This window comes from Acinetobacter sp. UBA1496 (assembly GCF_002324975.1).
Lineage (GTDB): Bacteria > Pseudomonadota > Gammaproteobacteria > Pseudomonadales > Moraxellaceae > Acinetobacter > Acinetobacter variabilis.
This window is the reverse complement of sequence record NZ_DCRI01000118.1, coordinates 1-25,420: the sequence shown is the minus strand read 5'-3', so window position 1 is coordinate 25,420 and position 25,420 is coordinate 1. Positions and strand designations below refer to the sequence as shown.

The 25,420-nt window shown below is 45.7% G+C and carries 20 protein-coding genes; 12 read left to right on the top strand and 8 right to left on the bottom strand.

Annotation, left to right across the window (positions count from 1 at the left end; translation table 11 throughout):
- From prfB to B3143_RS15080, 5 genes are all read left to right on the top strand, one after another.
- Positions 1-1,011 (top strand): peptide chain release factor 2 (gene prfB / locus B3143_RS15100; protein ID WP_286741132.1); only part of this gene is annotated, 1,011 nt, incomplete at its 5' end.
- 146 nt (positions 1,012-1,157) lie between these two features.
- Positions 1,158-1,457, top strand: a complete 300-nt coding sequence (locus B3143_RS15095; protein ID WP_034170237.1) for an ArsR/SmtB family transcription factor — start codon at positions 1,158-1,160, stop codon at positions 1,455-1,457.
- A 15-nt stretch (positions 1,458-1,472) separates the two neighbouring features.
- Positions 1,473-2,558: an alkene reductase gene (locus B3143_RS15090; RefSeq protein ID WP_125279176.1), complete on the top strand. Its 1,086-nt coding sequence runs from the start codon at positions 1,473-1,475 to the stop codon at positions 2,556-2,558.
- 81 nt (positions 2,559-2,639) lie between these two features.
- Positions 2,640-3,920 (top strand): 3-deoxy-D-manno-octulosonic acid transferase, encoded by a 1,281-nt coding sequence (locus tag B3143_RS15085; RefSeq protein WP_286741135.1) that lies wholly within the window; start codon positions 2,640-2,642, stop codon positions 3,918-3,920.
- Positions 3,921-4,197: 277 nt separating this feature from the next.
- Positions 4,198-4,911 carry a 16S rRNA (uracil(1498)-N(3))-methyltransferase gene (locus B3143_RS15080; RefSeq protein WP_286741130.1) on the top strand — a complete coding sequence of 238 codons (714 nt, stop codon included), beginning with the start codon at positions 4,198-4,200 and terminating at the stop codon, positions 4,909-4,911.
- Here B3143_RS15080 and B3143_RS15075 read toward each other — a convergent pair.
- The gene (locus B3143_RS15075; RefSeq protein WP_286741129.1) at positions 4,885-5,865 is read right to left on the bottom strand and encodes a mechanosensitive ion channel family protein; all 981 of its coding nucleotides are present in this window, start codon (positions 5,863-5,865) and stop codon (positions 4,885-4,887) included. The genes B3143_RS15080 and B3143_RS15075 overlap by 27 nt on opposite strands.
- 107 nt (positions 5,866-5,972) lie before the next feature.
- Positions 5,973-6,548, bottom strand: a complete 576-nt coding sequence (locus tag B3143_RS15070; protein WP_262735813.1) for a DUF805 domain-containing protein — start codon at positions 6,546-6,548, stop codon at positions 5,973-5,975.
- 261 nt (positions 6,549-6,809) lie between these two features.
- On the opposite strand from B3143_RS15070, the gene acs reads away from it, so the two are divergent.
- Both acs and B3143_RS15060 read left to right on the top strand, forming a co-directional pair.
- Positions 6,810-8,756, top strand: coding sequence for an acetate--CoA ligase (gene acs, locus B3143_RS15065; protein ID WP_262735814.1), 1,947 nt, complete (start codon positions 6,810-6,812; stop codon positions 8,754-8,756).
- Between the two features lie 130 nt (positions 8,757-8,886).
- A complete protein-coding gene (locus B3143_RS15060; RefSeq protein ID WP_262735815.1) occupies positions 8,887-10,068 on the top strand; it encodes an acyl-CoA dehydrogenase family protein in 1,182 nt (393 codons plus the stop codon).
- A 62-nt stretch (positions 10,069-10,130) separates the two neighbouring features.
- On the opposite strand, the gene B3143_RS15055 is transcribed toward B3143_RS15060, so the two are convergent.
- The 4 genes from B3143_RS15055 to msuE all read right to left on the bottom strand — a co-directional run bounded on the left by B3143_RS15055 (position 10,131) and on the right by msuE (position 14,314).
- Complete coding sequence (locus B3143_RS15055; protein ID WP_286741126.1) at positions 10,131-11,540, bottom strand: cryptochrome/photolyase family protein; 1,410 nt, start codon at positions 11,538-11,540, stop codon at positions 10,131-10,133.
- A gap of 128 nt (positions 11,541-11,668) precedes the next feature.
- Positions 11,669-12,283, bottom strand: coding sequence for a riboflavin synthase subunit alpha (locus B3143_RS15050; RefSeq protein ID WP_262735817.1), 615 nt, complete (start codon positions 12,281-12,283; stop codon positions 11,669-11,671).
- Between the two features lie 152 nt (positions 12,284-12,435).
- Positions 12,436-13,551 carry a dimethylsulfone monooxygenase SfnG gene (gene sfnG, locus B3143_RS15045; protein ID WP_262735818.1) on the bottom strand — a complete coding sequence of 372 codons (1,116 nt, stop codon included), beginning with the start codon at positions 13,549-13,551 and terminating at the stop codon, positions 12,436-12,438.
- 28 nt (positions 13,552-13,579) lie between these two features.
- A complete protein-coding gene (gene msuE / locus B3143_RS15040; protein ID WP_166139499.1) occupies positions 13,580-14,314 on the bottom strand; it encodes an FMN reductase in 735 nt (244 codons plus the stop codon).
- Positions 14,315-14,687: 373 nt separating this feature from the next.
- Between msuE and B3143_RS15035 the strand changes: the two genes are divergently transcribed.
- A complete protein-coding gene (locus tag B3143_RS15035) occupies positions 14,688-15,338 on the top strand; it encodes a response regulator (RefSeq protein WP_004781530.1) in 651 nt (216 codons plus the stop codon).
- 66 nt (positions 15,339-15,404) lie between these two features.
- On the opposite strand, the gene B3143_RS15030 is transcribed toward B3143_RS15035, so the two are convergent.
- Positions 15,405-16,172: a hypothetical protein gene (locus B3143_RS15030; protein ID WP_262736223.1), complete on the bottom strand. Its 768-nt coding sequence runs from the start codon at positions 16,170-16,172 to the stop codon at positions 15,405-15,407.
- Positions 16,173-16,589: 417 nt separating this feature from the next.
- Positions 16,590-20,081: a PAS domain-containing hybrid sensor histidine kinase/response regulator gene (locus tag B3143_RS15025; protein WP_262736224.1), complete on the bottom strand. Its 3,492-nt coding sequence runs from the start codon at positions 20,079-20,081 to the stop codon at positions 16,590-16,592.
- Between the two features lie 182 nt (positions 20,082-20,263).
- Between B3143_RS15025 and B3143_RS15020 the strand changes: the two genes are divergently transcribed.
- From B3143_RS15020 to B3143_RS15005, 4 genes are all read left to right on the top strand, one after another.
- The gene (locus tag B3143_RS15020; protein ID WP_262736225.1) at positions 20,264-20,596 is read left to right on the top strand and encodes a DUF485 domain-containing protein; all 333 of its coding nucleotides are present in this window, start codon (positions 20,264-20,266) and stop codon (positions 20,594-20,596) included.
- Between the two features lies 1 nt (position 20,597).
- Positions 20,598-22,313: a cation acetate symporter gene (locus tag B3143_RS15015; protein ID WP_180011055.1), complete on the top strand. Its 1,716-nt coding sequence runs from the start codon at positions 20,598-20,600 to the stop codon at positions 22,311-22,313.
- Between the two features lie 230 nt (positions 22,314-22,543).
- Entirely contained in the window at positions 22,544-23,260 is a 717-nt protein-coding gene (locus B3143_RS15010) for an ion channel (protein WP_208461714.1), read from the top strand.
- Positions 23,261-23,439: 179 nt separating this feature from the next.
- Positions 23,440-25,404 (top strand): BCCT family transporter, encoded by a 1,965-nt coding sequence (locus B3143_RS15005; protein WP_208461713.1) that lies wholly within the window; start codon positions 23,440-23,442, stop codon positions 25,402-25,404.
- Positions 25,405-25,420 lie beyond the last annotated feature (16 nt).

Below are 25,420 nucleotides of genomic sequence, written 5' to 3'. Positions count from 1 at the left end.
AAAAAAGAGCGTTTAGAAGAAGTCCTGCGTGAATTAGAAGACCCTGCAATCTGGAATGACCAAAGTCGTGCTCAGGCCATGGCCAAAGAAAAAGGCGAGCTTGAAAATGTACTCAATGTACTGGACGGCTTAACGACCCAGCTTGAAGATGCCCAGGCAATGCTTGACCTTGCGGTTGAAGCAGATGAAGAGGCCATGCTTGAAGATGTGCAGGCTGAGCTGAATGCGGCTGAAGAAGAACTGGCGAAGCTTGAGTTCCGTCGTATGTTCAGCAACCCGATGGATCCAAACCCTTGCTATGTAGAAATTCAGGCAGGTTCAGGCGGTACCGAAGCACAGGACTGGGCGTCTATGCTGCTACGTATGTACATGCGCTGGATCGAACGTCATGGTTTTAAAGCTGAATTAATGGAAGAATCTGACGGGGATGTCGCCGGGATTAAATCCGCGACGATTCGTGTCGAAGGTGAGTATGCCTATGGCTGGTTACGTACCGAATCTGGGGTACACCGTTTAGTACGTAAATCACCATTTGACTCGGGCAACCGTCGTCATACGTCATTCTCTGCCGTGTTTGTCTCACCTGAAGTGGATGACAATATTGAAATTGAAATCAATCCTTCAGATGTCCGTACCGATACCTACCGTGCGTCAGGCGCGGGTGGTCAGCACATTAACAAAACTGACTCTGCAGTGCGTTTAACCCATATTCCAACCGGTATTGTGGTGGCATGTCAGAACCAGCGTTCACAACATGCCAACCGTGACCATGCCTGGAAGCAATTACGTGCCAAGCTATATGAGCTGGAAATGAATAAACGTAATGAAGCTGCACAGGCATTGGAAGATTCCAAGTCTGATATCGGTTGGGGTAGCCAGATCCGTTCTTATGTCCTTGATGATTCACGTATCAAGGATTTGCGTACAGGGGTAGAAACCTCCAATACTGGCGCAGTTCTGGACGGTGATCTGGACAAATTTATCGAAGCAAGCCTGAAACAGGGCCTGTAAGAAATCGTTTAAAAGCTGGCGTAACAAAGCTTTAACAGACTGTGACTCTTATATCTAAATTATTCGATATATAAATCGAAAAAATACGATATAATGGTCGCAGATGCTGAATGAAGTTTCGTTGCGCCACTGATTGTGATGTGCCTATGGACCTTGATCTAATTTTTAAAGCCTTAGCCAATCCGACCCGTCGACAAATTCTGGAGTGGTTAAAATCTCCGGAGCAATATCTGTCTGCGGAAGAGTGTGGTGGCTTTCAACGTGGGGTCTGTGCAGGTCAAATTGAATGTTTGGGCCAGGTCTCACAGTCCACCATGTCCAATCACCTGTCGGTGTTACAGCAGGCTGGCCTGATCACTGCGACCAAGCATGGACAGTGGTCATATTTCTCCCGCAATGAAACTTTAATTCAGCAATTTATCGAACACCTACAACAACACCTTTAAGAGGTGGGAGTAACGATGGCTGAATTAAATTCTCCTTTAACGCTCGGTGCGTTAGAGCTTAAAAACCGTGTCATCATGGCGCCGTTGACCCGTAGCCGCGCAACTGCTGATCGCGTTCCAACCCCAATGATGGTTGAATACTATGCGCAACGTGCAAGTGCTGGCCTGATCATTTCTGAAGCTACAGTGATTTCTGAAGAAGCCAATGGCTATTTAAATACTCCAGGACTGTTTACCGATGCTCAGGTCGAAGGCTGGAAAAAGGTCACTCAAGCGGTTCATGAGAAGGGCGGTTTAATCGTTGCCCAGCTTTGGCATGTTGGCCGTGTATCGCATCCGGATCTGTTAAATGGTGAAACACCAGTCTCTGCAAGTGCAGTACAACAGGCGGGTCATGTCAGCTTGTTACGTCCAAAACGTCCATACGTTACGCCGCGTCCTTTGGAAGTTTCTGAAATTCACACGATTACCGAGCAATACAAGCAAGCTGCGATTCGTGCTAAAGAAGCCGGTTTTGATGGTGTTGAATTACATGCTGCCAATGGTTATCTGATTGATCAGTTCCTGCAAAGTAAAACCAATCAGCGTGAAGATGAATACGGTGGTTCAGTGGAAAACCGTACACGGTTCCTGCTAGAAGCAACTGATGCACTGATTGAAGTATGGGGTGCGGATCGTGTAGGGGTGCATTTTGCGCCGCGTGGCGATGACCATGACATGGGTGATAATGATCCACGTGAAACATTTGGCTATGCCATGGAGCAGCTGGGCAAGCGCAAGATTGCCTTCTTCTTTACCCGTGAATATCTGGCTGAAGACAGTATTTCCGAATATATGAAAGAGCGTTCAGGTGGAGTACCTTATATTGCCAATATGCAACTGAGTCGTGAAGATGCGATTGAGCTGTTGGCAGCTGAAAAGGCAGATGCAGTCGCATTTGGTAAAGCCTACATTGCCAATCCTGATCTATACGAACGTCTGCTTCAGAATGCACCACTGAATGAGCTGAAAATGGAAAATATGATCGGCAGTCAGGTGGCTGAAGGTTATATTGATTATCCAACTTTGGCAGAAGTTAAGGTATTAAGTACCATAGAATAATTCGAAATAAGAGCCACATCGATTAACATGTCGATGTGGCTCTGTTATATTTTGCCGATTGAATCTGTTTTGGGGCGCAATGTGGCTACTCCATTCTGGTATAACGCAGCCTTGGCGCTAGCGAAACCGCTTTATCAATCCCGTATACGTAAACGTGCGACCAGTCCGGAACAATTACAACAAGAATTGCTGGAACGTTTTGGTCCTTTTCAATCCCCTAAAAACCTGCAGGCAATCTGGTTTCATGTGGTATCCGTAGGGGAAACCAATGCCGCTCAACCTTTAATTGAATATTATTTAAAACTTGGGCATCCGGTTCTGGTGACCAATACCACCAAGACCGGGCAGGCACGAGCCAAATCTCTCTTCTTAAAAGAACCTTATTTAGACTTATTCCAGGCTGTATATTTGCCAGCTGACCAGAAAACCCTGATTCGTGATTTTTATCAAAAATATCAGCCTAAATTGCTGTTATTGATGGAGACTGAGCTCTGGCCAAATCTGATTGACCAGGCACCGAATTTTAATGTGCGTTGCCTATTATTGAATGCCCGTCTTTCTGAAAAATCTGCCAAAGGCTATGGCAAAGTCAAAGGCCTAACCCGTGGCATGCTTAAGAATTTAACAGGTCTTTTGGCTCAGGATACCGCAACCCAGCAGCGTTATATTGATCTAGGTATAGCTTTAGAAAAAACTCAGGTCTTGGGCAATATCAAGTTTGATATCACGGCACCGCAACAGTTTATTGATCATGCGGCAGGGTTGAGACAGGAATGGTCTCTGCAAGGCCGGAAGATTATTACTCTCGCCAGTACGCATGCGCCTGAAGAACAGCAATTGATGGCTGAACTTAAATCTGCGCTGGATGCAGATCCAGCATTAGTTTGTATCGTAGTGCCACGCCATCCGGAACGTTTTGATGAGGTGTTCCAAGCTGCACAGTCCTTAGGTTTAAGAACCCAACGTCGTAGTCTGGAGCAATATATCAAAGAAGAAACTCAAGTGTATCTGGCGGATTCCATGGGCGAGATGTGGCTGTGGTATGCCTTGAGCCAAGCCTGTTATGTTGGTGGTTCTCTAAATGAGCCGGGTGGTGGCCATAATATTCTGGAGCCGATTGCGCTGAATGTTCCAACGATTCTGGGTAAAAACTATTTTAACTTTCAGACGATTGTGGATGAGTTTGTCCAGGCGCATGCGGTAGAAGTGGTGCAGGATGCTAAACAGGCTGCTGAGACTTTGCTAGAAATTCTGAATAATTCAGCTAAAGCTGAAAGCTTGAATACTGCTGCACAAAAGATTATGCAGAAAAATCAGGGTTCACTTGAAAGGCATATTCAGGTGATTGATCAATATCTTTGATTATATTCTGATTTGTGAAGAAGCTGATTTTCATGGATTGACTGTATAAGGTTAAAACTAAGCCTTATCTTTATAGATTTAATGCCAGGGACTCTTCTTTCTTTTACTTTTATTTCGGCAAAAGTAACAAAACCATTTGTCATCCACAAAACTCGTCATATACCATCTTTTTGCAGAGATATCGCAGAACCTATATCAGGCAAAAAGAGTCCTGCCTCGGACAGTTGTGGATGACGTTTCCGCGTATCCAGTGATGGATTTGTTGAGTTAATTTTTTATGAATATCGTCCTGCTTGATCCCCGCCAAACCGAATCTGATCTATGGTCAATTACGTCAAAGCGGCAGCTGGAACATTTGCAACAACATCTTGAGGTTCAGATCGGTGACACATTAAAAGTCGGAATTCGGGAAGGGAAACGGTATTTAACTGAAGTTGTCGAAATCTCTGAAAAGGCAGTTTTATTGAAGCCGATTCAAGAAGAAGCAGTTCCTGCAAAGCTGCCTGTTACTTTAATTGTAGCTTTACCACGTCCTAAAGTTTTGCGTCGTCTGATCATGGATGCTGTGACCATGGGCGTAGAGAAAATCATTTTATTGCATAGCTATCGGGTGGATAAAAGCTATTGGCAGACCCCATTTTTGCAGCAGCTGAATCATTATATCGATCTCGGACTAGAACAGGCAGGAGATACGGTTGCTCCGAAAATTGAGCTGTATAAACGCTTTAAACCTTTTGTCGAAGATATCTTGCCGGGACTTATTACAGCAGACCGTCCAGCCTTTGTTGCACATCCTTATGCCGAACAGCCGATGCCATATGCACTTCAGCATCCTTGCACGATTGTCATCGGCCCCGAAGGTGGCTTTATTCCGTATGAAGTTGATTTGCTCATAAAAAACGGCTGCCAGGCAGTGAGCCTTGGCAACCGTATTCTCCGTACTGAAACGGCGATTTCGTATGTTTTAGGTCGACTGTTTAGCGCGAGCTGAAGCATCCTCATGGCCATCGCCACGATAGACTTTCACTTCCTGCACCGGATATGGAATCGAAATATTATGTTCAGCAAAGGCTTGTATCACCCGTTCCTGAACTGCACTGATTGAGGTGCCTATGCCTGTTTCAGTGGTATTGACCCACCATAACGCTTTGAGAGTAATCGAGAAGTCTGCCAGTGCAATCACATTGACGCTAAATGCAGGTTGACTCAGGATGGTCGGATCTTTATCCAGAATTGCAGTAATAATATCCTTGGCTTTCTGGATATCATCTTCATAACCAATACCGACCGAAAATTCACAGCGGCGACGGGTATAAGCAGTATTCACTGTGACTGCACTGGTATAGACCGTAGCATTTGGAATTACGATACGACGACCATCTGGCGAGCGTAAAAAGGTTGCACGAATCTGGATATCTTCTACGGTACCCTCCAGACCATTCACGATAATGTCATCGCCAATCTTGAACGGTTCGCTCAGTAAAATCAGCACACCGGAAAGCAGGTTCTGGAAAATATCCTTAAAGGCGAAACCGATCGCAACCGAACCAATCCCGAGGGCACTCATCAACTGACCTGGAGTGAAGCCTGGAATGGCAATGACCAGTCCAATTAACACCCCGAAGAAAATAATAAAGGTACTCCCCACACGGTTCAGTACCAGCACCAGATTCTGTCGGGTATAAGTACGGTTTTCTAAAGTCTTACGGACAAAAAACTTAAACAGTTTTGACAGCAACCAGAAAATGACAATGACTGTCAGTGCGATGCAGAAATAAGGCACACGCTCCCAGAAACCCTCCATGATCTTGTCAATGGTGCTATAGGCATCATTATACTTGGAGGTATGTTCGATCACGGTTTTGGCAGTTTTTTCAGTCGCCTGATGCAGGAGCTCAGTCGTCCCTTCAGTTACCTGGCTTAAAGTATTCTCTTGCTCAGCCACAAAAACTCCACAATTTAAATTTCGCTTATTTTGCCTCAACTACAGCAAAAAATTAACAACAGCGAAGTTTATACACAACATATTTATGCAAAACAGACACAATTGGTTTAAAAGAACTCAGTCGTTTTTTGTTTCACTTCACTTGGGATTCTTGAAGGTTCACCTTTACTCATATAAGAGAATAACGCAGTCGTCGCCAACAGGCTGAGTACGGTAAAAATGATTACCAGCCAGGCCACAATTTTTTCCCAGACGGGGCTTGTACGTATCGGACCATACTGATTGCTGCCTCTTGTTCCCGGAAAAAGTACGATATAAATCCAGACGAACAGATTGATCAAAGGCACGAAGAATAGCAACATCCACCAGCCACTACGGTCCAGATCATGTAAGCGTCGTACCGTAATCACAATACCGAAATACAGATAGACCAGCATGATCGCTAAGGCAAACAGGCTGGACAGGCCGTGCAGGGAAATTTGCCAGTTTGAATCTACCGATAGGCTGGCAATGTTCACAATATCAATACTTAAACCTAGCGCAATACTGCTGCATAAGAAAATAAACTGTAAAAATGCGGACCAGGCAATAAAACTCAAACGTCCAAATCGGCCCCTGATCGATAAGGGATGATCTGCTTCAGGAAAAGGAGGAGAGAAATAGGAAGGTTCAGTTGAATTCATGGGCAAGATCCTAAGCCTGTATAAAATACAGCGAGAGTGGGCGACTCATTTTATTTGACGATAGCAATATCTAGCTGACTTTGGCCATAGCTGAGCATTATCCGAAGTTATTCTGATTGAATTTGAATAAATAATCTACGACGAAAGCATGATTGTCGGATTTGAAATATGCAGTACATACTGCCATTATGCATAAAAAACAATCAACAAAATGCCATCAAGCTCTCGTGATGAGATAGAACAAGATCAAGGAAGCGAACAATGAAAGAAATCTATCCAGTACCAGCAGAATTTAAGAAAACCGCACGTACCACTGATACAGAGTATTTTGAGCGTTATCAGCAATCCATTGAACAACCGGATCAGTTCTGGGCTGAACAGGCACAGCGCCTGGACTGGATCAAGCCTTTTACCCAAGTTAAAAATACCAGTTTTGATAAAGACAATTTTAAAATTGAATGGTTTGCAGATGGCCAGCTCAATGTCAGTGCCAACTGTCTGGATCGCCATCTTAAGGAACATCCTTATAAACCGGCGATTATCTGGGAAGGGGATCATCCATCCCGTCACAAGATTATTTCTTTTCATGAGCTTTATGATGAAACTTGCCGTTTCGCCAATGTCCTGAAAAAAAACGGGATTAAAAAAGGCGACCGGGTGGTGCTGTATATGCCAATGGTCTCGGAAGCCGCAATTGCCATGCTGGCTTGTGCCCGGATTGGTGCAGTGCATTGTGTGGTATTTGGTGGTTTCTCACCTGATTCTCTGGCCAGCCGGATTGAAGACAGTCAGGCCAAAATGGTGATTACCGCAGATTCGGGCATGCGTGGTGGCAAAGCTATTCCACTGAAAGCCAATGTGGATGAAGCCCTGAAAGTCGCCGGTACCGAATCGGTTGAACATGTCATCGTTGTACATCGCACTGGCAATCCGGTGGAAATGCAACAGGGGCGTGATCTCTGGTATCACATGGAAATTATGACCGTCAATGAGATCTGTCCGCCTGAGCCGATGAATGCGGAAGATCCTTTATTTATCCTGTATACCTCGGGTTCAACCGGAAAACCTAAGGGCGTACTGCATACCACAGGTGGTTATCTGACTTATGTGAATTGCACCTTCCGCGAAGTTTTTGACATCAAACAGGATGATGTGTTCTGGTGTACTGCCGATGTCGGCTGGATTACCGGCCATTCCTATGTGCTGTATGGTCCGCTCTCTAATGGTACGACTACGGTGATGTTTGAGGGTGTACCACAATATCCAAGCTGGGCGCGTACCGGACACATCGTCGATAAGCACAATGTGACCATTCTCTATACCGCACCTACGGCCATTCGCGCTATGATGCGGGAAGGCGATGCCTATGTACGGGAAAGTGATCGCAGCAGCCTGAGAATTTTAGGTTCGGTCGGTGAGCCGATTAACCCGGAAGCTTGGAACTGGTATTACTCGGTAGTTGGTGAAAGTCGCTGTCCGGTGATTGATACCTGGTGGCAAACCGAAACCGGTGGCTTCATGATTACGCCTTTACCAGGTGCGACCGACCTGAAACCAGGTTCTGCAACCCGTCCATTCTTTGGTGTGCAACCCGCCATTGTCGATGCAGAAGGCAAGGAAATTGAAGGGGTGGCAGAAGGTAATCTGGTGATTAAGGATTCCTGGCCCGGTCAGATGCGCACCATCTGGGGTGACCCGGATCGTTTTATTGACGCCTATTTCTCGACCTATCCGGGAACCTATTTTACGGGTGACGGCGCACGTCGTGATGAAGGTGGCTATTACTGGATTACTGGTCGTGTCGATGACGTACTCAATGTTTCCGGTCATCGTCTGGGTACGGCAGAGATTGAAAGTGCACTGGTGGCCCATGAAGCAGTTGCCGAAGCTGCTGTTGTCGGTATGCCGCATGACATCAAAGGACAGGGAATTTGTGCCTTTGTTACCTTGCAGGCAGGGACTGAAAGTACTGAACAGTTGCGCGGTGAACTGGTGGCTTGGGTGCGTAAAATTTTAGGACCAGTGGCAACGCCAGACGCCTTGCATTGGGCACCTGCTTTACCTAAAACGCGTTCAGGAAAAATTATGCGCCGGATCTTAAGAAAGATTGCTGCCAATGAGCTAGATAGTCTAGGCGATACCTCGACTCTGGCTGAACCACAGGTCGTGGATCAGTTAATTGCTGAAGTGCAGCGTAATCAGGCATAAATTTAAGACTTTTAAATACCGGCATTATTTGCCGGTATTTTTGTCTCAGGAATAAGCTCTGCATGCTTTCGAATATAGTGCCAAGCTGCAATCTGCTAAGCTAAAACTATGCTGAACTTAGGTCAAAAGAATGAATGTACGACAACAATATCTAGATCAATCTCCCCTGCAAATTGCCCAGCAACTGACAGAAACTTTTGCCCAAACAGCCGCAGCTCGTGACAAGCAGGGCGGTAATCCTAAAGCCGAGCGTGATCTGATTCGTCAGAGCGGTTTACTGGGCCTGTCTATTCCAAAACAGTACGGCGGTCAGGAAGTAGACTGGCAGACAATTTTTAAAACCATTCAAATCATTGCCCGAGTCGATAGTTCATTAGCACATGTTTATGGGTTTCATCATTTGCTGATTGCAACGGTTCAATTATTTTCCCAACCAGAACAGTATGGCCCATGGTTTGAACAGACCGCTCGGGAAAACCTGTTCTGGGGCAATACCTTAAATCCGCTAGACCATCGTACTACAGCAACAAAAGTTGCTGAAAAAGAATATATTTTTGATGGGTATAAAAGCTTCTGTTCCGGCTCCATTGATTCCGATATTTTACTGTGCTCAGGCTATAACGATGCTGGAAAATTACTCATTGGGGTGATTCCAACAGCACGTAAGGGCGTAAGTTTTCTCGGTGACTGGAATAATATGGGTCAACGCCAGACCGATAGCGGCACCAGCCATTTTGAGCAGGTCAGAATTCATGAAAATGAATTGCTGTTAAATCCGGGTCCACTGAGTACACCGTATTCCAGCCTACGTCCATTGATTGCCCAGCTGATCTTTGTACACATGTTCCTCGGTGTAGCAGAAGGTGCGTTTGAAGTGGCCAAACAAACCGTACAGACTCAAAAAGCCTGGTCAAAATCACTGGTAGAAGAGGCGATAAATGACCCCTTTACTCAGAAGCATTTTGCCGATTTTTATGTGCAGCTGGAAAGTGTACGTCTGCTGGCTGATAAAGCAATTCAAACCTTACAAGCTGCTTGGGATCTGGGCAATGATCTCACTGCTGAGCAGCGTGGTGAAGTTTCAGTGGCGATTGCTACAGCCAAAATCGCGGCCACCAATACATCTCTCTATATCACCCAGAATATTTTTCAGGTGATGGGCGCGCGTGCGACTACAGCCAAACTGAATCTGGACCGTTTCTGGCGTAATGTTCGCACCCAGACCTTGCATGATCCGGTGGATTATAAGTATCAGGAAGTTGGGGAATGGGTATTGACCGGGAAAGTGCCTGATCCAAGTTTTTATTCTTAATATGAAAATAAAAAGCCTCCAATATTGGAGGCTTTTCATATTAGATGAAGTGATAGTTTCTTCTAAATCTGCTTAAAGGCTTCTATGGCTCGTACACGAGAGGCTTTTAAATCGACAATCGGCTTAGGATAATCCAGCTGTAAATCTGGATTTTTGGCATAAGGTTCATGAATGGATTTGGAATCCAGATGCGCCAGTTCAGGCACCCACTGGCGGATATAGTCTCCATTGGGATCAAACTTCAGGGACTGGCTGACCGGATTAAAAATCCGGAAGTAGGGCACAGCATCCATGCCAGTTGATGCGCACCATTGCCAGCCGCCATTATTCGCAGCCAGATCGCCATCAATCAGATGCTGCATAAACCAGCTTTCACCCAGTCGCCAGTCGATCAGCAAGTTCTTACACAGGAACATCGCAGTAATCATCCTGACCCGGTTATGCATCCAGCCAGTTGCCAGCATTTGCCGCATGCCAGCATCGACAATTGGAATTCCGGTCTGGCCTTGCTGCCAGGCAGCTAGATCTTCGGGGGCATTGCGCCACTGGATCTTATTGGTATTTTGCTTAAATGGTTGGTGTTTGGAGACACGTGGAAAATCAAACAGGGTCTGTAGATAGAATTCCCGCCACAAGAGTTCATCTAACCAGGTCTGCTGACCCACATCCTCAATCTGGAAATAGCCATCCTGAAAAAGAGCTTGCATACATTGGCGAACTGAAATAACACCGATATTCAGATAAGGGGAGAGGCGGCTGGTACCATCAACTGCTGGCAGATCACGGTCGGTTTTATAATGAGCCATTTTGTCCTCGATAAAATCATCGAGCAGATCCAAGGCAGTTCGATCCTCCGCAGGCCAAAGTTGGGCAGCATGCTCTACCATATAATCCGCTGAGAATTTTTCAAGATCAACATTGGGGAGCTTAGTTGATAATTGGATTGGATCTTGAGTTTCAATCTCAGGATAGCAGGTGGGTACATCCAGAATTAGCCGTTCATAGCACTTTTTCTTAAAGGCACTATAGACCTGATAGGGTTGATTGGACTGGTTCCGGATACTGCTGAGGGGAAACAGGGTGCGGTCATGATAGAGCTCGATCCTGATTTGCTGCTGTTCTAGTAATTGCTGCACCTGAGCATCACGTTCCAGTTCATTGACGCCAACTTCGATATTGGCATGCAGGTTTTCAATCTTCAGGGTTTGACATAGATTCAATATTTCTGACGCCAAATTTTCCCATAAAGGAATATTCAATATAATCAGCGGGATATTCAGTTGCTGTAGCTGCTGTTTTAAATATTTGAGCCGGCGCAGATAAAAATCAGTTTTGATCCGGGCATCCTGATGCAGTTGCCATTGTTCGGGAGAGAGGACTGCTAATGCAATGAAAGGTCCTTGTTGAGTAGCATGCCAGAGTGCGGCATGGTCATGTATACGGAGGTCTTGGCGGAACCAGATCAACTGCATGGGAATAACGTTCTGAATCGGAATCAGATTATTTTATTCATTCCCCCTGAAAATTCTGTATAGAAACGTAGATATGGGCAGAATGATCAGTTAAAAAAGCCGCCTATGGTATAAGCGGCTCTTACATTTTAACGCTGGTGAATATTTTCTAGGGTATCCACTAGGGTGCGCGTGGTCTGGTCAATTTCATAATTAACTTCGTCACCTACTTTGGCATTTTTCCAGGTGGTCAGACGCAAAGTTTCGGGAATCAGATCAATCGAAATTTCACTATTGGCGCGATCGACGCGATTGACGGTCAGGCTGCAGCCGTTCAGACCAATAAACCCTTTTAAGAAAAAGTATTTGATATTGCCATCCGGGATCTGAATGTCGATATGGTAGGTTTCACCACGATGTTCCAGATTTTTAATGATTGCTGTGCCTTCGATGTGTCCATACAGATTATGCCCGCCATTTTCTGCACCGACTTTGGCAGAGCGTTCGACATTCACTTCATCACCCACTTGAAGAGATTTTAAGGTGGTGAGGGCAAGGGTTACATCGGAGATATCAAAGTGAATCTGGTTTAGCTTCTGATCAATGGTCGTTACGGTGAGGCAGACGCCGTTGATCGCAACACTGGCGCCAATAAAGACATCCTGAAAAAACTGATTTTCGTTGCTCACAACAATAGTGATGAAGCCATTGCCCTGGCGAATATCCACGACTTTTTCCAAGCCTTGTACGATACCGGTATACATAATTTAAATTTCTATCTCATCGGGTTTGGCTTCATTCTAGTCAAGAATGAAGCAGGCGGCTATCTCTATGCCGAGAACACTGTGTTGCACAAAAAAAATCCCTCAAGCCGAGCCTTGAGGGAATGAATCGTTATGCTGAGCATTATTATAGTTTAAACGAGCTCAGCTTCTTGTTCTTCTTGTTGCTGTTCAGCTTGCTGCGCTTCCAGTTCACGCACGAGTGGCAAGACTTTTTCACCGAAATATTCTACTTCTTCAATAAAGTGCAGGAAGCCTGAAAGAACCAGATCAACACCGACTTTTTTCAGTTCGATGATACGTTCCGCAATCTGCTCTGGCGTACCGATCAGGTTGGTACGGAAGCCATCGTTATATTGCACCAGATCTTCAAACGTAGATTTGGCCCAGTTACCTTCGCCTTCCTTACTGGCTGCGCCCGCTTCACGCGTTGCCTCACCGAAAGATTTCACCGCCTGAACATTGGCCTTGGCCACGATTTCTCGCAGTACTGCTTGCGCTTCCTCTTCGGTATCACGTGCAATCACAAATGCATTTACGCCAATTTTCACAGAGTGGTTGTTCGCTTTGGCTTTTTCACGAATATCATCGATCTGTTTTTTCAGCTCTTTAGGTATATTGCCATTGGTGAAGTACCAGTCAGACACGCGAGATGCCATATCGCGCGCTGCTCGGGAACTTCCCCCCTGGAAGATTTCAATATGCGGTTTTTGTAGCGGTTTTGGACTCAAGGTATAGTCTTTGAACTGGTAGTATTTACCATCAAAACTAAAATTGTTTTGAGTCCAGACCCCTTTCAGGCTGCGAATAAATTCTTCTGAACGTGCATAACGTTCATCATGTTCCGGCCATTCTTCACCAATTGCATCAAACTCGCCACGGAACCAGCCACTTACGACATTAATCGCAATTCTGCCATTGGTCAGATGGTCAATGGTTGCCAGCTGCTTCGCTGCCAGCGCAGGCTTCCATGGACCCGGCAAGACCGCGGCAATCACTTTTAAACGTTCAGTTTTTGCCAGGATGCCGTGACTGAAACTCACTGATTCATGCTGGTTTTCAGCGTTATAGCCCGCAGTAAAACGGATCTGGGTCAGGGCATAATCAAAACCTGCTTTCTCAGCAGTTTGCGCCAGACGGACATTATAGTCATAGCTCCAGTCCGTACGCTGTTCGATATCGCTGACCACCAGACCGCCACTGACATTTGGAACCCAGTAAGCAAATACAATATTTTTATCTTGTGACATTATTCTTACCCTCTGAATGAAGTGGCCATTAAGCCACTTGAGTCTTTGGCACTTTCTTGCTGTGCAAACGGGATTCTGCGGCATCCAGGCTTGGCACTGCAGCTGAAGGTAAAACTTCTTCCTGTTCGATTTGCTTGTTGATGCCTAGGCTCTGGTTGGCTTGCTGAGATTTTTCTTTAATGACCTCAGCACGCTGCCCCTTTGCTGGCGCCCATTCAAGGATCGGTAGGGCACGAGCCACTGCCAGGGTAATACGGGCACGGAGTAATTCGCTGTGAATGGTGTATTCAGGCGTAAAGTCACGATCTGTGGCATATACCCCGATTGGTAAGGTTTGTGCCTGGAAGAAGCTGAATAATGGGCGTAATTGGTGCTCAAGAACCAGCGCATGACGGTCACTACCACCAGAAGCTGCTAAAAGAACCGGTACATCTACCAGCGCCGTTTGTTCTACGAAGTCAAAGAAATGCTTGAACAGGCCCGTAAATGAAGCGCGGTAAACAGGCGTACCAACAATCAGGGCATCTGCTGCTTCAACGGCTGCCAGATCATCCTGCACACGTTGCGGTAACTGGTTACGGTAAATTGCGCCACCTAAAAGCTGGCCAATTTCGCTGAACTTGATGAAATGTACATTGATTGGCGTCGCTTCACCCAGTTCATCCAGAATGGCTTGAACCAGCGCTTCGGTTTTAGATGGGTGATTCAGGCCGCCAGAAACAGCCACGATGTTTAAAGGTTTTTGCTCGGAAAAATGGGACATGTGAAGTACCTAAAAATGGTTAAGCTCGGAATGACCCTATTAATCCCGATTGCCGCAGTAGGTGTAAAATAACGAAATGCTGAAAAGTTATCTGATTTTTCTATATAAGCGGAAAATTTGCTTCCGAAATGGAGAGAGCTGGATAAATGACTGATAACTATATTTATATTGAATAAAGATAAGCTATGCAGAATAGGAATAAATCATATATAAAAAAGTGATGAGAATTAAAGAATTATTGAAATAAGCCAAAATTTAAAAAAATTAAAGAAAAACTCCACATTATTTAAAAAATTGGCGATCTTGCATATCCATAAACTGGCTTGTGTGGTTAGAATAGGAGCTACTGTGCACAAGATCTCTCTCACGTCCTATGAATATTTTAATCGTTGATGATCATCCACTGTTTCGTCATGCTCTGATCCAAGCTGTTCGTTATAGTCTGCCACAAGCGCAGATTCATGAAACTGCAGCAGTCAATGAATTTTATGAACGTCTAGAAAATGGTCCTGAGCCTGATCTTGTCCTTCTGGATTTAAACCTGCCAGGTGCATCGGGCTTTTCTGCTCTGGTCCACGTTCGCGCCCAATATCCTTCGATTCCAATTATTGTCGTTTCTGCTCACGAAGAAGCCAGCATTATCCAGCGTGCGATTGCACATGGTGCAATGGGCTATATTCCAAAATCTGCGCATCCAAGCCATATTGGTGAAGCGATTCGTGAAGTCCTCGAAGGAGAAATCTGGTTACCACCCAATCTGCCAGCCAACATGAACTTTGATCCACGTGCTGCAGATGAAACTGCATTGGCAGAACGGATTCAATCATTAACACCACAACAGTTCCGTGTCTTGATGATGGTAGCCGAAGGCCTGCTGAACAAACAGATTGCTTATGAACTGGATGTTTCAGAAGCCACCATTAAAGCGCACGTGACAGCAATCTTCCGTAAGCTGGGTGTACAAAACCGTACCCAAGCCGTGCTTGCTATTAATGCCTTGAATATTGAAGAAAAGAAAATGTAAGTGATGCAGCTTACATAATAAAAAAGACCTCAGAGGAGGTCTTTTTTATTGAGAGAATATTGCGGATTAAGCAATATAATCCTGTTTTTGGGTAACATCGGTACAGAACATGGGATTCAGTGCGGATTGCAATTCATCAATTTGTTCTTGAGTGACATAGCCTTTGGAGATCAGATATTCTGCCACGCGGTCATCACGCAGACTCAGGAAAGTTGCATCATAAACCCCTAAGTCTACAAACAGGGCAGCAGTTTCCAGACTGTTAAAACGGTCCAGATAAACTTCATCTTCATACATCAGGAACACATGCTCGTCTGTGCTATTCGGATCGACCTGTAAGTGCTCTGCCAGTTCATGCGGACAGGTTTTGATAAATAGCAGATCAGAGAGTTCATCAAATTGGGTCGTGTCCAGACAATCTTCTTCATTCTTTACTTTACCGAGCCACGCTTTAAAGACCAGAACAGCGCCACCACGCAGCAGCATACTCCAGATCTGATGACGGGTTTTTGCTGGTAAATCTTCGACTTCCGCTTCCAGAGATTCAATCAACTTGTTTTCCTGTTCAGCCAGACGTTCAAATAAACCTAAACCTTGCGGTTTATAGGCATAAGGTTCAAAGACATCAAAATGCAGTTCATCGAAAACTTGCAGGGCTAAAGGAACTGCATGCTGATACAGGGTTTCAAGTGCCTGAATCTGGGTATCGTCGAGGTTGCTGTATTTAAACATTTGTGCCCAGTCGATGCCGGGTAATAAGGCATTAGCACCATATTGGCGATGGAATTGCTGAGTCTGTGCGGGAAGCTGAGCAATTGATTCATCGAGTTTCATTTTTATAACTCCTATCTAGCAGTGCAAATAGACCAGCTGCCAAAAGGATTTAGGCATTGTCAGATGGAAACTGATCGTTTCTTATATTGTCTATTTTTAGAGCTAAGCCTGTTGTATTAAAAATACGACCAAAGTTCTATCTGCCATAAAATAGGATTAAAAATTAATTTAAAACAACAACTTAAATAATTGTAACTAGGTGTACACATGTATATTAATAGAATTGGTGGCTTTTGCCATAGAGAATGCTGAAATGATAATTTTGAGCAATTTATCAGCAGGAATTATGTGAAATTTGGTGCTTTTAGCACATTGGCCTGATTTTTTTGCCAGTCAGGTAAAAAAAGGTATTTGTTTGGTATAAAAAATGCCCACTTTAAATCATTAAAATGGGCATTGAGATGAAAATAAAAAGTTCTAGCTACCCGAGATTTTCAGACCGGATAACCAGGAACGGAGTGAAGCAGGCTTCAACGGTTTTTTCAGCAGGACAATATTTAAATCCTTCAGGCGCTGTGGCAATTCCGGATCAGAATCTGCGGTAATTAATGCCACCGGAATATCACTGCTGCGATGTTCCAGAATAAAGTCCAGACCGATCTTGTCCTGATTTAAATGCTGATCCACCAGCCAGACCTGAATATTTTCCTGCTGGATCATTTCGGCTGCCTGTTCTGGTTCGGTGGCTTTAAAGACCTGATAACCCCATTTGGTCAATAAGGTCGACATGCCTTCCAGAATAGTTTCATCATTGTCCAGACATAGAATCTTAAAGGCCTTGGACTTCAATGGCACAGCCTGAACAGGGGCGGCAACGACTTTCGGTGCTGCGGTCAGTGGCACTTCAATCATGAAGCAGGAACCTTTGCCCAGCTCGGAAGAAACATGAACTGGATAATCTAGTAAACCAGTCATACGCTGCACGATGGCGAGGCCAAGCCCCAGACCTTGTTCACCCCAAGGTGAAGTATGGCCACATCGCTCGAATTCCTGGAACAGCTTGATGCGCTGTTCTTCAGCAATACCAGGACCGGTATCCCAAACCCCGATCCGGATATGATTTGGCCGGTTGCTAGAACGCAGTACACCGACCACGACCTTACCTTTGGCGGTATAACGCAAAGCATTGCTAACAAAGTTCTGGATAATCCGGCGAATCCATTGTGGATCGGTGTCAATCCAGAACTGGGCATCATGTACTCGCAGTTTGATGCCACGCTGTGCCGCAATGGATTTGAATTGCAGTTCCAGATCACTTAATAAATCATGCAGTGGATAAGCCTGGCGTTTCGGCTGAATCGTACCGCCTTCCAGTCGGGCAATATCCAGCAGCGCAGAGAGCATGCTTTCTGCCCCATGCAGGGCACGATCCAGTTGCTGCAGGGTCTTACGATCTTCTTCACTTTGTACGCTTTGCTCCAGCGCTGTACTGAACAGACGTGCAGCATGCATTGGCTGTAATAGGTCATGACTGGCTGCGGCAATAAAGCGGCTCTTGGACATATTGGCTTTATCAGCCTGTTCACGCGCCAGTTGCTGTTCAGACAGGGCATCAGCGAGCTGCTGGGTACGATCCTGAACCCGGGCTTCTAGTACCGCTTCATTTTCACGGAAGGCAGTAATATCAGCAAAGGTCGTGACGAAACCACCACCTTCAATTGGATTACCCCGCATCTGAATCACGCGGCCATCTTTACGGATCCGTTCAAATTCATGCGCACTACCAACCTGCATCCAGTGAATCCGTTTACGCACATGTTCTTCAACCGAACCCGGACCGCATTCACCACGTTCAGCGTTATAACGGATCAGATCAGCGATTGGGCAACCGACATAAACAATATCTTTTGGATAATCGAACAGTTTCAGGTACTGGTTGTTCCAGGCGACCAGACACATGTTTTCATCAACCACACTCACCCCTTGGGTCATATGGTCAATCATGGTCATAATCAGGTTCTGGTTAAACCGCTGCCATTGTGAGGCCTGATCCAGAATATTCGCCACCTGACCCAAGGCCAGGCCATTATTGACCATCGCTGTAGTCAGCAAGGTACGTGCCGATGCTGCACCAATGGTACCGGCCAGATACTGCTCAGTAAAACGCCACCACATGCCATTGGCACTGCTATTTTCATTCAGTTCCACACTATTTTGAGCACAGAACTGCTGGAAGGCCTGCATGGTTGGACCTTCACCGGTAATGCGCTTGGCCAGCGTAATCAGGTCACCAACTTTTAAACGGGCCACATCCTGATGCGAGTAGCTGACATCAGTAGATGGACTTTGAGAAGGAAGCGGCTTGGTTTCATAGTAGAAGAAACTTTCCGCCTGAATCTGTTCAGCCACACTTGGACGGAACATCCGGGAAACCCAGATATATAGGAATGTGTTCAGACCTAGTGCCCAGACCACACCATGCGTTAAAGGATCAAAAGATTCGAAACCGATCAGGGCTTCAGGACGTAACCAGTTCCAGCCCAAAGGACCCTGTTCCAGAAAACTCTGGCTGAACTGCTGATAAGCTTCTGGCAGGCTACGCAAAATCGTTGGTAATAGCAGAGTATACGACCACAGTGCAAAACCAGTCAGCAGACCGGCATATACGCCTTGCTTACTCCCACCACGCCAATACAGACCACCAATCAGAGCAGGGGCGAACTGTGCCACAGCACTAAAGGCCAACAGGCCAAAAACAGAAAGCTGGTCAATATCATTAAAGAAGTTGAAGAACAGGAAGCCCATCAACATCACGGCCAGAATACAGATCCGGCGGGTAAATTTCAGTACCAGTGGCAAACGCTTGTCATGCCGTGAGATCAGGTTTAAGCGCCAGAGCGCCGGCATGATCAGGTCATTACTTAGCATGATTGATAGGGCGACTGAAGATACCAGCAGCATGCCGGTGGAAGCCGAGAAACCGCCTAAGAAGGCCAATAAAGTTAGCCAGTCCTGATTATAGCTAAGCGGTAAAGACAGTACCGCGACATCAGGAATCGCTAAATATTGGGGGGCCGCATGCAGTGCCCAGCTGGCAATCGGGATAATCGCCAGCGTGGTCAGAATCAGATAAATGGCAAACCAGCGCCGTGCACCACGGATATGTTGCTCATCCCGTAATTCAACCACAGCCACATGAAACTGACGCGGTAAACAGATAATCGCCAGTGCAGCCAGCAAAGTCTGAACCCAGAAGCTTTCCGGTACGCCAAACAGCTGTACATCATGGAAAGTAGACTGAATATCGCTACTGATCTGAGGCAGATTTTCTGGTGCTTCAAAAATAAAGAAACAGGCTACGGCTAGCAGGGCAAATAGCTTGACGAAGGACTCAAAGGCGACAGCCAGCATCAGACCGCCATGCTGTTCAGTGTTGGCAATCTGCCGGGTACCGAAAATCATTGCCAGGATTGCCAGGACGCCGGTCAGGAACAGTACGCTATTAGTCGTACTGGCAATCCCCGCGGAAGGTTCCAGAATGACCGCCGCACTCAAGGCAATTGCACGTAACTGTAAGGCCAGATAGGGAATGATGGCGATTACCGCCAGAATGGTGACCAGCGAAGCCAGAGGCCCACTTTTACCATAACGTGCAGCGACAAAGTCTGCGATCGATGAAATGGCATGATGCTGGCGTACCCGTCCCAGACGGCGCCAGATATCGTAACCAATCGCGACAAAGAGCAGGGGACCAAGATAGATCGGCAGGAAAATAATTCCTTCACGAACTGCAGCGCCAGTCGCGCCATAAAATGTCCAGGAAGAACAATAGACGCCTAAAGTTAAACTAAACAATAGCATACGGCCACGGGTACTGAGCCGGCTGGCATGTTTTTCCCCATAGAAAGCGCAAGTAAAGAGTAAAGTGATATAGAGGGCGAGCACCCCTATGATGAGCCAACTGTTCATATAGCCTGATGTGTACTGTGCATGACGCTATGATACCGCATCATGCACTCAGCAGTTTAAATTGATCATTTTTTAACGACCAAAGTCTAAATTACAAGTCATTCTAAATGTTGTTATTTTGCAACAGTGATAATTCGAATTAAAAAATAGTAAGCCCATGGTGGGGCTACAGGAGTGTAACTATGGATGAGGCACAAGTAGAAAGAATTCTACAGAATCCCAAATTCAAAGAAATGGTACGTAGAAAAAGTATGCTGAGCTGGACCTTAACCGGCATCATGCTATTTGTCTATGTCGGTTTCATGTTGCTTGTTGGCTACAACAAAGAATTTCTATTGTCTTCAATTTCTGGCGGTGTAACGACCTGGGGTGTACCTCTAGGTATCGGTATCATTATTTTGTCTTTTATATTGTGCTGGGTGTATTCCTACATTGCCAATAACAAACTTGATCAGCTGAACAGAGAAGCGATTCAGGAAGTGGAAGCGATTACAAAAGAAAAGGGGCAACACTAAGATGAAAGGGATTTCATATCAAGCGCTTGCTGCTGCGGCGCTGACCTTGCTCAGCTCGGCAATGGCATTTGCTGGACCAGATCTGGGTGCTGCGGAGCAGCAAGCGACCAACTGGCATGCGATTATCATGTTTGTGATTTTCGTTGGAGCAACCTTATTTATTACCAAATGGGCTGCCAAACAAACCACAAATACCAATGATTTCTATACTGCCGGCGGCGGGATTTCTGGCTTCCAGAACGGTCTGGCCATTGCTGGTGACTTCATGTCTGCAGCATCTTTCCTGGGTATTTCCGCGATGGTATTCCTGTCAGGTTTTGACGGATTGCTGTACTCACTAGGCTTCATGGTGGGTTGGCCAATCGTTTTATTCCTGGTGGCAGAACGTTTGCGTAACCTGGGTAAATTTAACCTGTCTGATGTAGTGTCGTTCCGTCTGGAAGAAAAACCAGTGCGTACTCTGGCTGCATTAAGTTCACTGGTTGTAGTGGCGTTCTACCTGATCGCACAGATGGTGGGTGCAGGTCAGTTAATCAAGTTGCTCTTCGGCCTGAACTACAACATTGCTGTAGTGATTGTTGGCCTACTGATGATGGCTTATGTAATCTTCGGTGGCATGCTGGCAACGACTTGGGTACAGATCATTAAAGCCGTGATGCTGTTGTCTGGTGCGACATTTATGGCTTTCATGGTGATGAAGGGCGTAGGTTTCAGCTTCACCAATATGTTTGAACAATCGATTCAGGTTTACTCTAAAGTTCATGACTTGAGCCTTGCAGATGCAACCAAGATCATGGGCCCAGGTAACCTGGCTTCGAATCCTGTCGATGCGATTTCTCTCGGTCTGGCGCTGATGTTTGGTACAGCAGGTCTGCCACATATCCTGATGCGCTTCTTCACAGTAAAAGATGCCAAAGAAGCACGTAAATCAGTGGTGGTTGCGACAGGCTTTATCGGTTACTTCTACCTGTTAACCTTCATTATCGGTTTCGGTGCGATTCTATACGTAGCGAATAACCCGCAGTTCCTGGACATTGCGAAAATGGCAATCACAGGCAAGTTAGAGCTAGTTGGCGGTAACAACATGGCTGCGGTTCACCTGGCAGATGCTGTGGGTGGTGACCTGTTCATGGGCTTCATTTCTGCAGTGGCATTCGCAACGATTCTTGCAGTAGTAGCTGGTTTGACCCTGTCAGGTGCTTCAGCAATTTCACATGACTTGTATGCAAACGTATTCAAGAAAGGTCGTACTACACCTGAATCTGAACTGCGCATGTCTAAAATTGCGACTCTTGGTCTTGCTATCTTTGCGATGATCTTGGGAATCCTGTTCGAGAAGCAAAACGTTGCCTTCATGGTGGGTCTGGCATTCTCGGTAGCCGCATGTGCCAACTTCCCGGTACTGGTTCTGTCTATGTTCTGGAAAGGCCTGACCACACGTGGTGCTGTCATTGGTGGCGTGGTTGGCCTGGTGACTGCGGTAGTACTGATCGTATTATCTAAAGCCGTTTGGGTAGATACTTTCGCGATTTCAGATACACCAGTCGTTCCATTTAATGGTCCTGCATTATTTGCAATGCCACTGTCTTTCTTCTGCTGCTGGTTCTTCTCCATCACAGACCGCTCAGTGAAAGCACAGGCAGAACGCAAAGCTTTCGATGCACAGTTTGTTCGCTCACAAACAGGTATTGGAATCTCAGGTGCATCTGATCACTAAGATCTGATGTCCTAAAAAAGCCTCCTGATGGGGGCTTTTTTATAGCGATAAAATACCTGAGCTACCCAATGAAATACTTTGGGATAGGTTATCTAAAATTAAATACAGCTATTTTTAACTGAGATTTCAATGATTTTTATACAATCCTGTTTCTAACCATCAGCTAGATCATGCTATGTTAAGCCAGCGATAACAATAATAATGCTCGACAGGACATCAAGACAAATCTCATGAAGCACTCTCTGCTACGATTCTGGACCCATTTTAAGTATCTGCCTTCTGCGTGGCTGCTATGCCTACAATTACTGATTCTGATCCTGTCGATGCTGAGTTATGACAGTGTGTCTTATCGCGCGGGTACATGGATGCTAGGGGTGGTGGTCTTGCTGGTAATTGCCAAGGTGATTCGTCAGACTCCGATGTTTACCATTCTGGGACTCATCTTTGTCGCAGGCGCCATCTTCTTTTCGTCATTGATTGTGCTGGGGCTACGCTATACCTGGATCATGATCGTTGCGCATCTGTTTGAAGCCAGCGCCTATTTCAGTGCAGCGTATGGCCTGTTACGTTATATGTTTCATGACCGTTATCTGACCAAGGATGAGCTGTTTGCAGCGGGAGCAGTTTTTACGTTACTGGCTTGGGGCTTTGCTTTTCTCTATAGCATTTGCCAGTTATGGGTGCCTTACAGCTTTTCAGATCCTGAGTTGCAGGCTTATCAGCCGTGGCTGGATCTGCTCTTTCTGAGCTTTAGTGTACAGTCTGCTACAGGATTATCTGATGTGATGCCGGTCAGCCCGGTCGCACGGATGTTGGCCATTATCCAGATGTTTGTCGGGGTGATGTATCTGGCCTTAATAGTCTCGCGTCTGATTGCCTTACAGTATATTTCCCATCTTCCTAAACAGACTCATATACCACATAAGCATAGAAAGCCTGAGGAATAGAACGTACAGAGCTGTATAGCTTGGTTACAGTAACTTAACGGCTTTATTTTCTTGAATATTTTAAAATCTTAAGGTCCAAAACGTATCTTTGATCGTAATTCTCTCGATCAGAATGTTTTTACTTATCAATAATGATTCAAGCCTCCCGGCATTCAATCTATTAAAAAAATGGGGGATCTATGCCTTCCAAACCTTCATCCTGGTTTGCCAATATCAATCCGAATGTCTTTATTAGTACAGTGGTGATTATCGCCATTTTTTTGGGACTGGTAATACTGGCACCTGATTCATTTGACCTGTTGACCAAGCAAATGAATGCGTGGATTACCACTTCATTTAGCTGGTTTTATGTCCTCTCCGTGGCGATCTTCCTGATTGTTTTGATTTATATTGCTCTGTCTGATATGGGGAAAATCAAACTCGGGCCCGACCATAGTCAGCCAAAATACAGCCAGGCATCCTGGTTTGCCATGCTGTTTACCGCAGGCATGGGGATCGGCCTGATGTTTTTCGGTGTTGCCGAACCGGTTATGCATTATGTCACACCGCCTGCTGGTGAACCAAAAACTGTACTGGCCGCGCAGCAAGCTATTCGCGTGACTTTCTTCCACTGGGGCCTGCATGCCTGGGCGATTTACACCATTGTGGGTCTGTCATTGGCCTATTTTGCGTATCGACATAATCTGCCTTTAAAAGTTCGCTCCGCCTTATATCCACTGATCGGTAACCGGATTCATGGCCCGATCGGAGATGGGGTAGATACTTTTGCCACCTTAGGGACAGTATTTGGGGTTGCGACAACTTTAGGTTTTGGGGTGACCCAGATTAATTCGGGTCTGAATTACCTATTTGGAGTTGAGCAGACCCCCAGTACTCAGGTCATTTTGATTATTGCCGTCACTGTAATGGCATCAATGTCCGTATTTTTTGGTTTGGATAAGGGCATCAAACGCCTAGCTGAACTGAATCTGCTGCTTGCCTTACTGTTACTCATCTTTGTTTTTGTTACCGGTCCAAGCATCTATCTTCTGCAGACCACTATTCAGAATTCTGGACAGTATGTTGCAAACCTGTTCAGTATGACCTTTAATCTGTATGCCTATCAGCCTAGTGGCTGGATTGGTGGCTGGACCATTATGTATTGGGCCTGGTGGATTTCCTGGTCACCATTTGTTGGGATGTTTATTGCCCGAGTATCCGAAGGCCGCAGTATCCGCGAGTTCATTTTGGGGGTTCTACTGATTCCTACCGGATTTACCCTGATCTGGATGGGCTTTATGGGCAATGCTGCATTATTCAGTATCATGCATGAGGCCAATACCAATCTGCTTGAAGCAGTACAACGTGACTCCTCGGTAGCATTGTTCGAATTTTTAGGTAATCTGCCATTTAATTCAGTCACCAGTATTATCGCTACGGTATTGGTTATCCTGTTCTTTGTCACTTCAGCAGATTCAGGATCATTAGTCACGGATTATCTCACTGCCAAAACCGAAAATTCACCAACCTGGCAGCGTCTGTTCTGGACTGTATTAATGGCTTTATTGGCCATCATTCTGTTACTGGCGGGTGGCCTAGAGGCCCTGCAGTCGGCTACGATCATGAGTGCGTTACCGTTTACATTTATTATGCTGCTGATTTGCTGGGGACTGATTAAGGCCCTGCATCTGGATGTAACGAAAATGCATGCGCTACAAGCTGCACGTATTACCCCGCGGGCCATTCAGAACCCGCGTAGCTGGCAACAGCGACTCGGTTTAATTATGCATTATCCGCATACGCATGATGAAGTACGTGATTATATTGATACGATGGTCAGCAAAGCTTTTAACAGTTTTCAGGCTGAACTGAAACGTCGTCACATCCAGGTGAAAATCTTTAAACTGGAAGATGGGATCGAGTTACGTGTCGATCATCAGAATGAAATGAACTTCATTTATCAGGTCATTGCTACCCAAACTTTAGCACCGAGCTTTATGCCGGATGCAGATTCTCCGCAATCTTATCAGGCAGAAGTCTTTTTAAGGGAAGGGGGGCAAAATTATGATGTGATGGAATGGACTCAGGAAGATTTGATCCAGGACATCATTGACCAATATGAGCGCCATTTGCATTTTTTAAGTCTGGTCCGTTCTCCAGAATAAATAACCTGAGTTCGAC

Bases quoted from the DNA above. Each gene is read 5' to 3' on its own strand.
- B3143_RS15095 (WP_034170237.1), top strand. From the start codon at position 1,158: ATGGACCTTGATCTAATTTTTAAAGCCTTAGCCAATCCGACCCGTCGA.
- B3143_RS15090 (WP_125279176.1), top strand. From the start codon at position 1,473: ATGGCTGAATTAAATTCTCCTTTAACGCTCGGTGCGTTAGAGCTTAAA.
- B3143_RS15080 (WP_286741130.1), top strand. From the start codon at position 4,198: ATGAATATCGTCCTGCTTGATCCCCGCCAAACCGAATCTGATCTATGG.
- B3143_RS15070 (WP_262735813.1), bottom strand. From the start codon at position 6,548: ATGAATTCAACTGAACCTTCCTATTTCTCTCCTCCTTTTCCTGAAGCA.
- acs (WP_262735814.1), top strand. From the start codon at position 6,810: ATGAAAGAAATCTATCCAGTACCAGCAGAATTTAAGAAAACCGCACGT.
- B3143_RS15060 (WP_262735815.1), top strand. From the start codon at position 8,887: ATGAATGTACGACAACAATATCTAGATCAATCTCCCCTGCAAATTGCC.
- B3143_RS15055 (WP_286741126.1), bottom strand. From the start codon at position 11,540: ATGCAGTTGATCTGGTTCCGCCAAGACCTCCGTATACATGACCATGCC.
- B3143_RS15050 (WP_262735817.1), bottom strand. From the start codon at position 12,283: ATGTATACCGGTATCGTACAAGGCTTGGAAAAAGTCGTGGATATTCGC.
- sfnG (WP_262735818.1), bottom strand. From the start codon at position 13,551: ATGTCACAAGATAAAAATATTGTATTTGCTTACTGGGTTCCAAATGTC.
- msuE (WP_166139499.1), bottom strand. From the start codon at position 14,314: ATGTCCCATTTTTCCGAGCAAAAACCTTTAAACATCGTGGCTGTTTCT.
- B3143_RS15035 (WP_004781530.1), top strand. From the start codon at position 14,688: ATGAATATTTTAATCGTTGATGATCATCCACTGTTTCGTCATGCTCTG.
- B3143_RS15030 (WP_262736223.1), bottom strand. From the start codon at position 16,172: ATGAAACTCGATGAATCAATTGCTCAGCTTCCCGCACAGACTCAGCAA.
- B3143_RS15025 (WP_262736224.1), bottom strand. From the start codon at position 20,081: ATGAACAGTTGGCTCATCATAGGGGTGCTCGCCCTCTATATCACTTTA.
- B3143_RS15020 (WP_262736225.1), top strand. From the start codon at position 20,264: ATGGATGAGGCACAAGTAGAAAGAATTCTACAGAATCCCAAATTCAAA.
- B3143_RS15015 (WP_180011055.1), top strand. From the start codon at position 20,598: ATGAAAGGGATTTCATATCAAGCGCTTGCTGCTGCGGCGCTGACCTTG.
- B3143_RS15010 (WP_208461714.1), top strand. From the start codon at position 22,544: ATGAAGCACTCTCTGCTACGATTCTGGACCCATTTTAAGTATCTGCCT.
- B3143_RS15005 (WP_208461713.1), top strand. From the start codon at position 23,440: ATGCCTTCCAAACCTTCATCCTGGTTTGCCAATATCAATCCGAATGTC.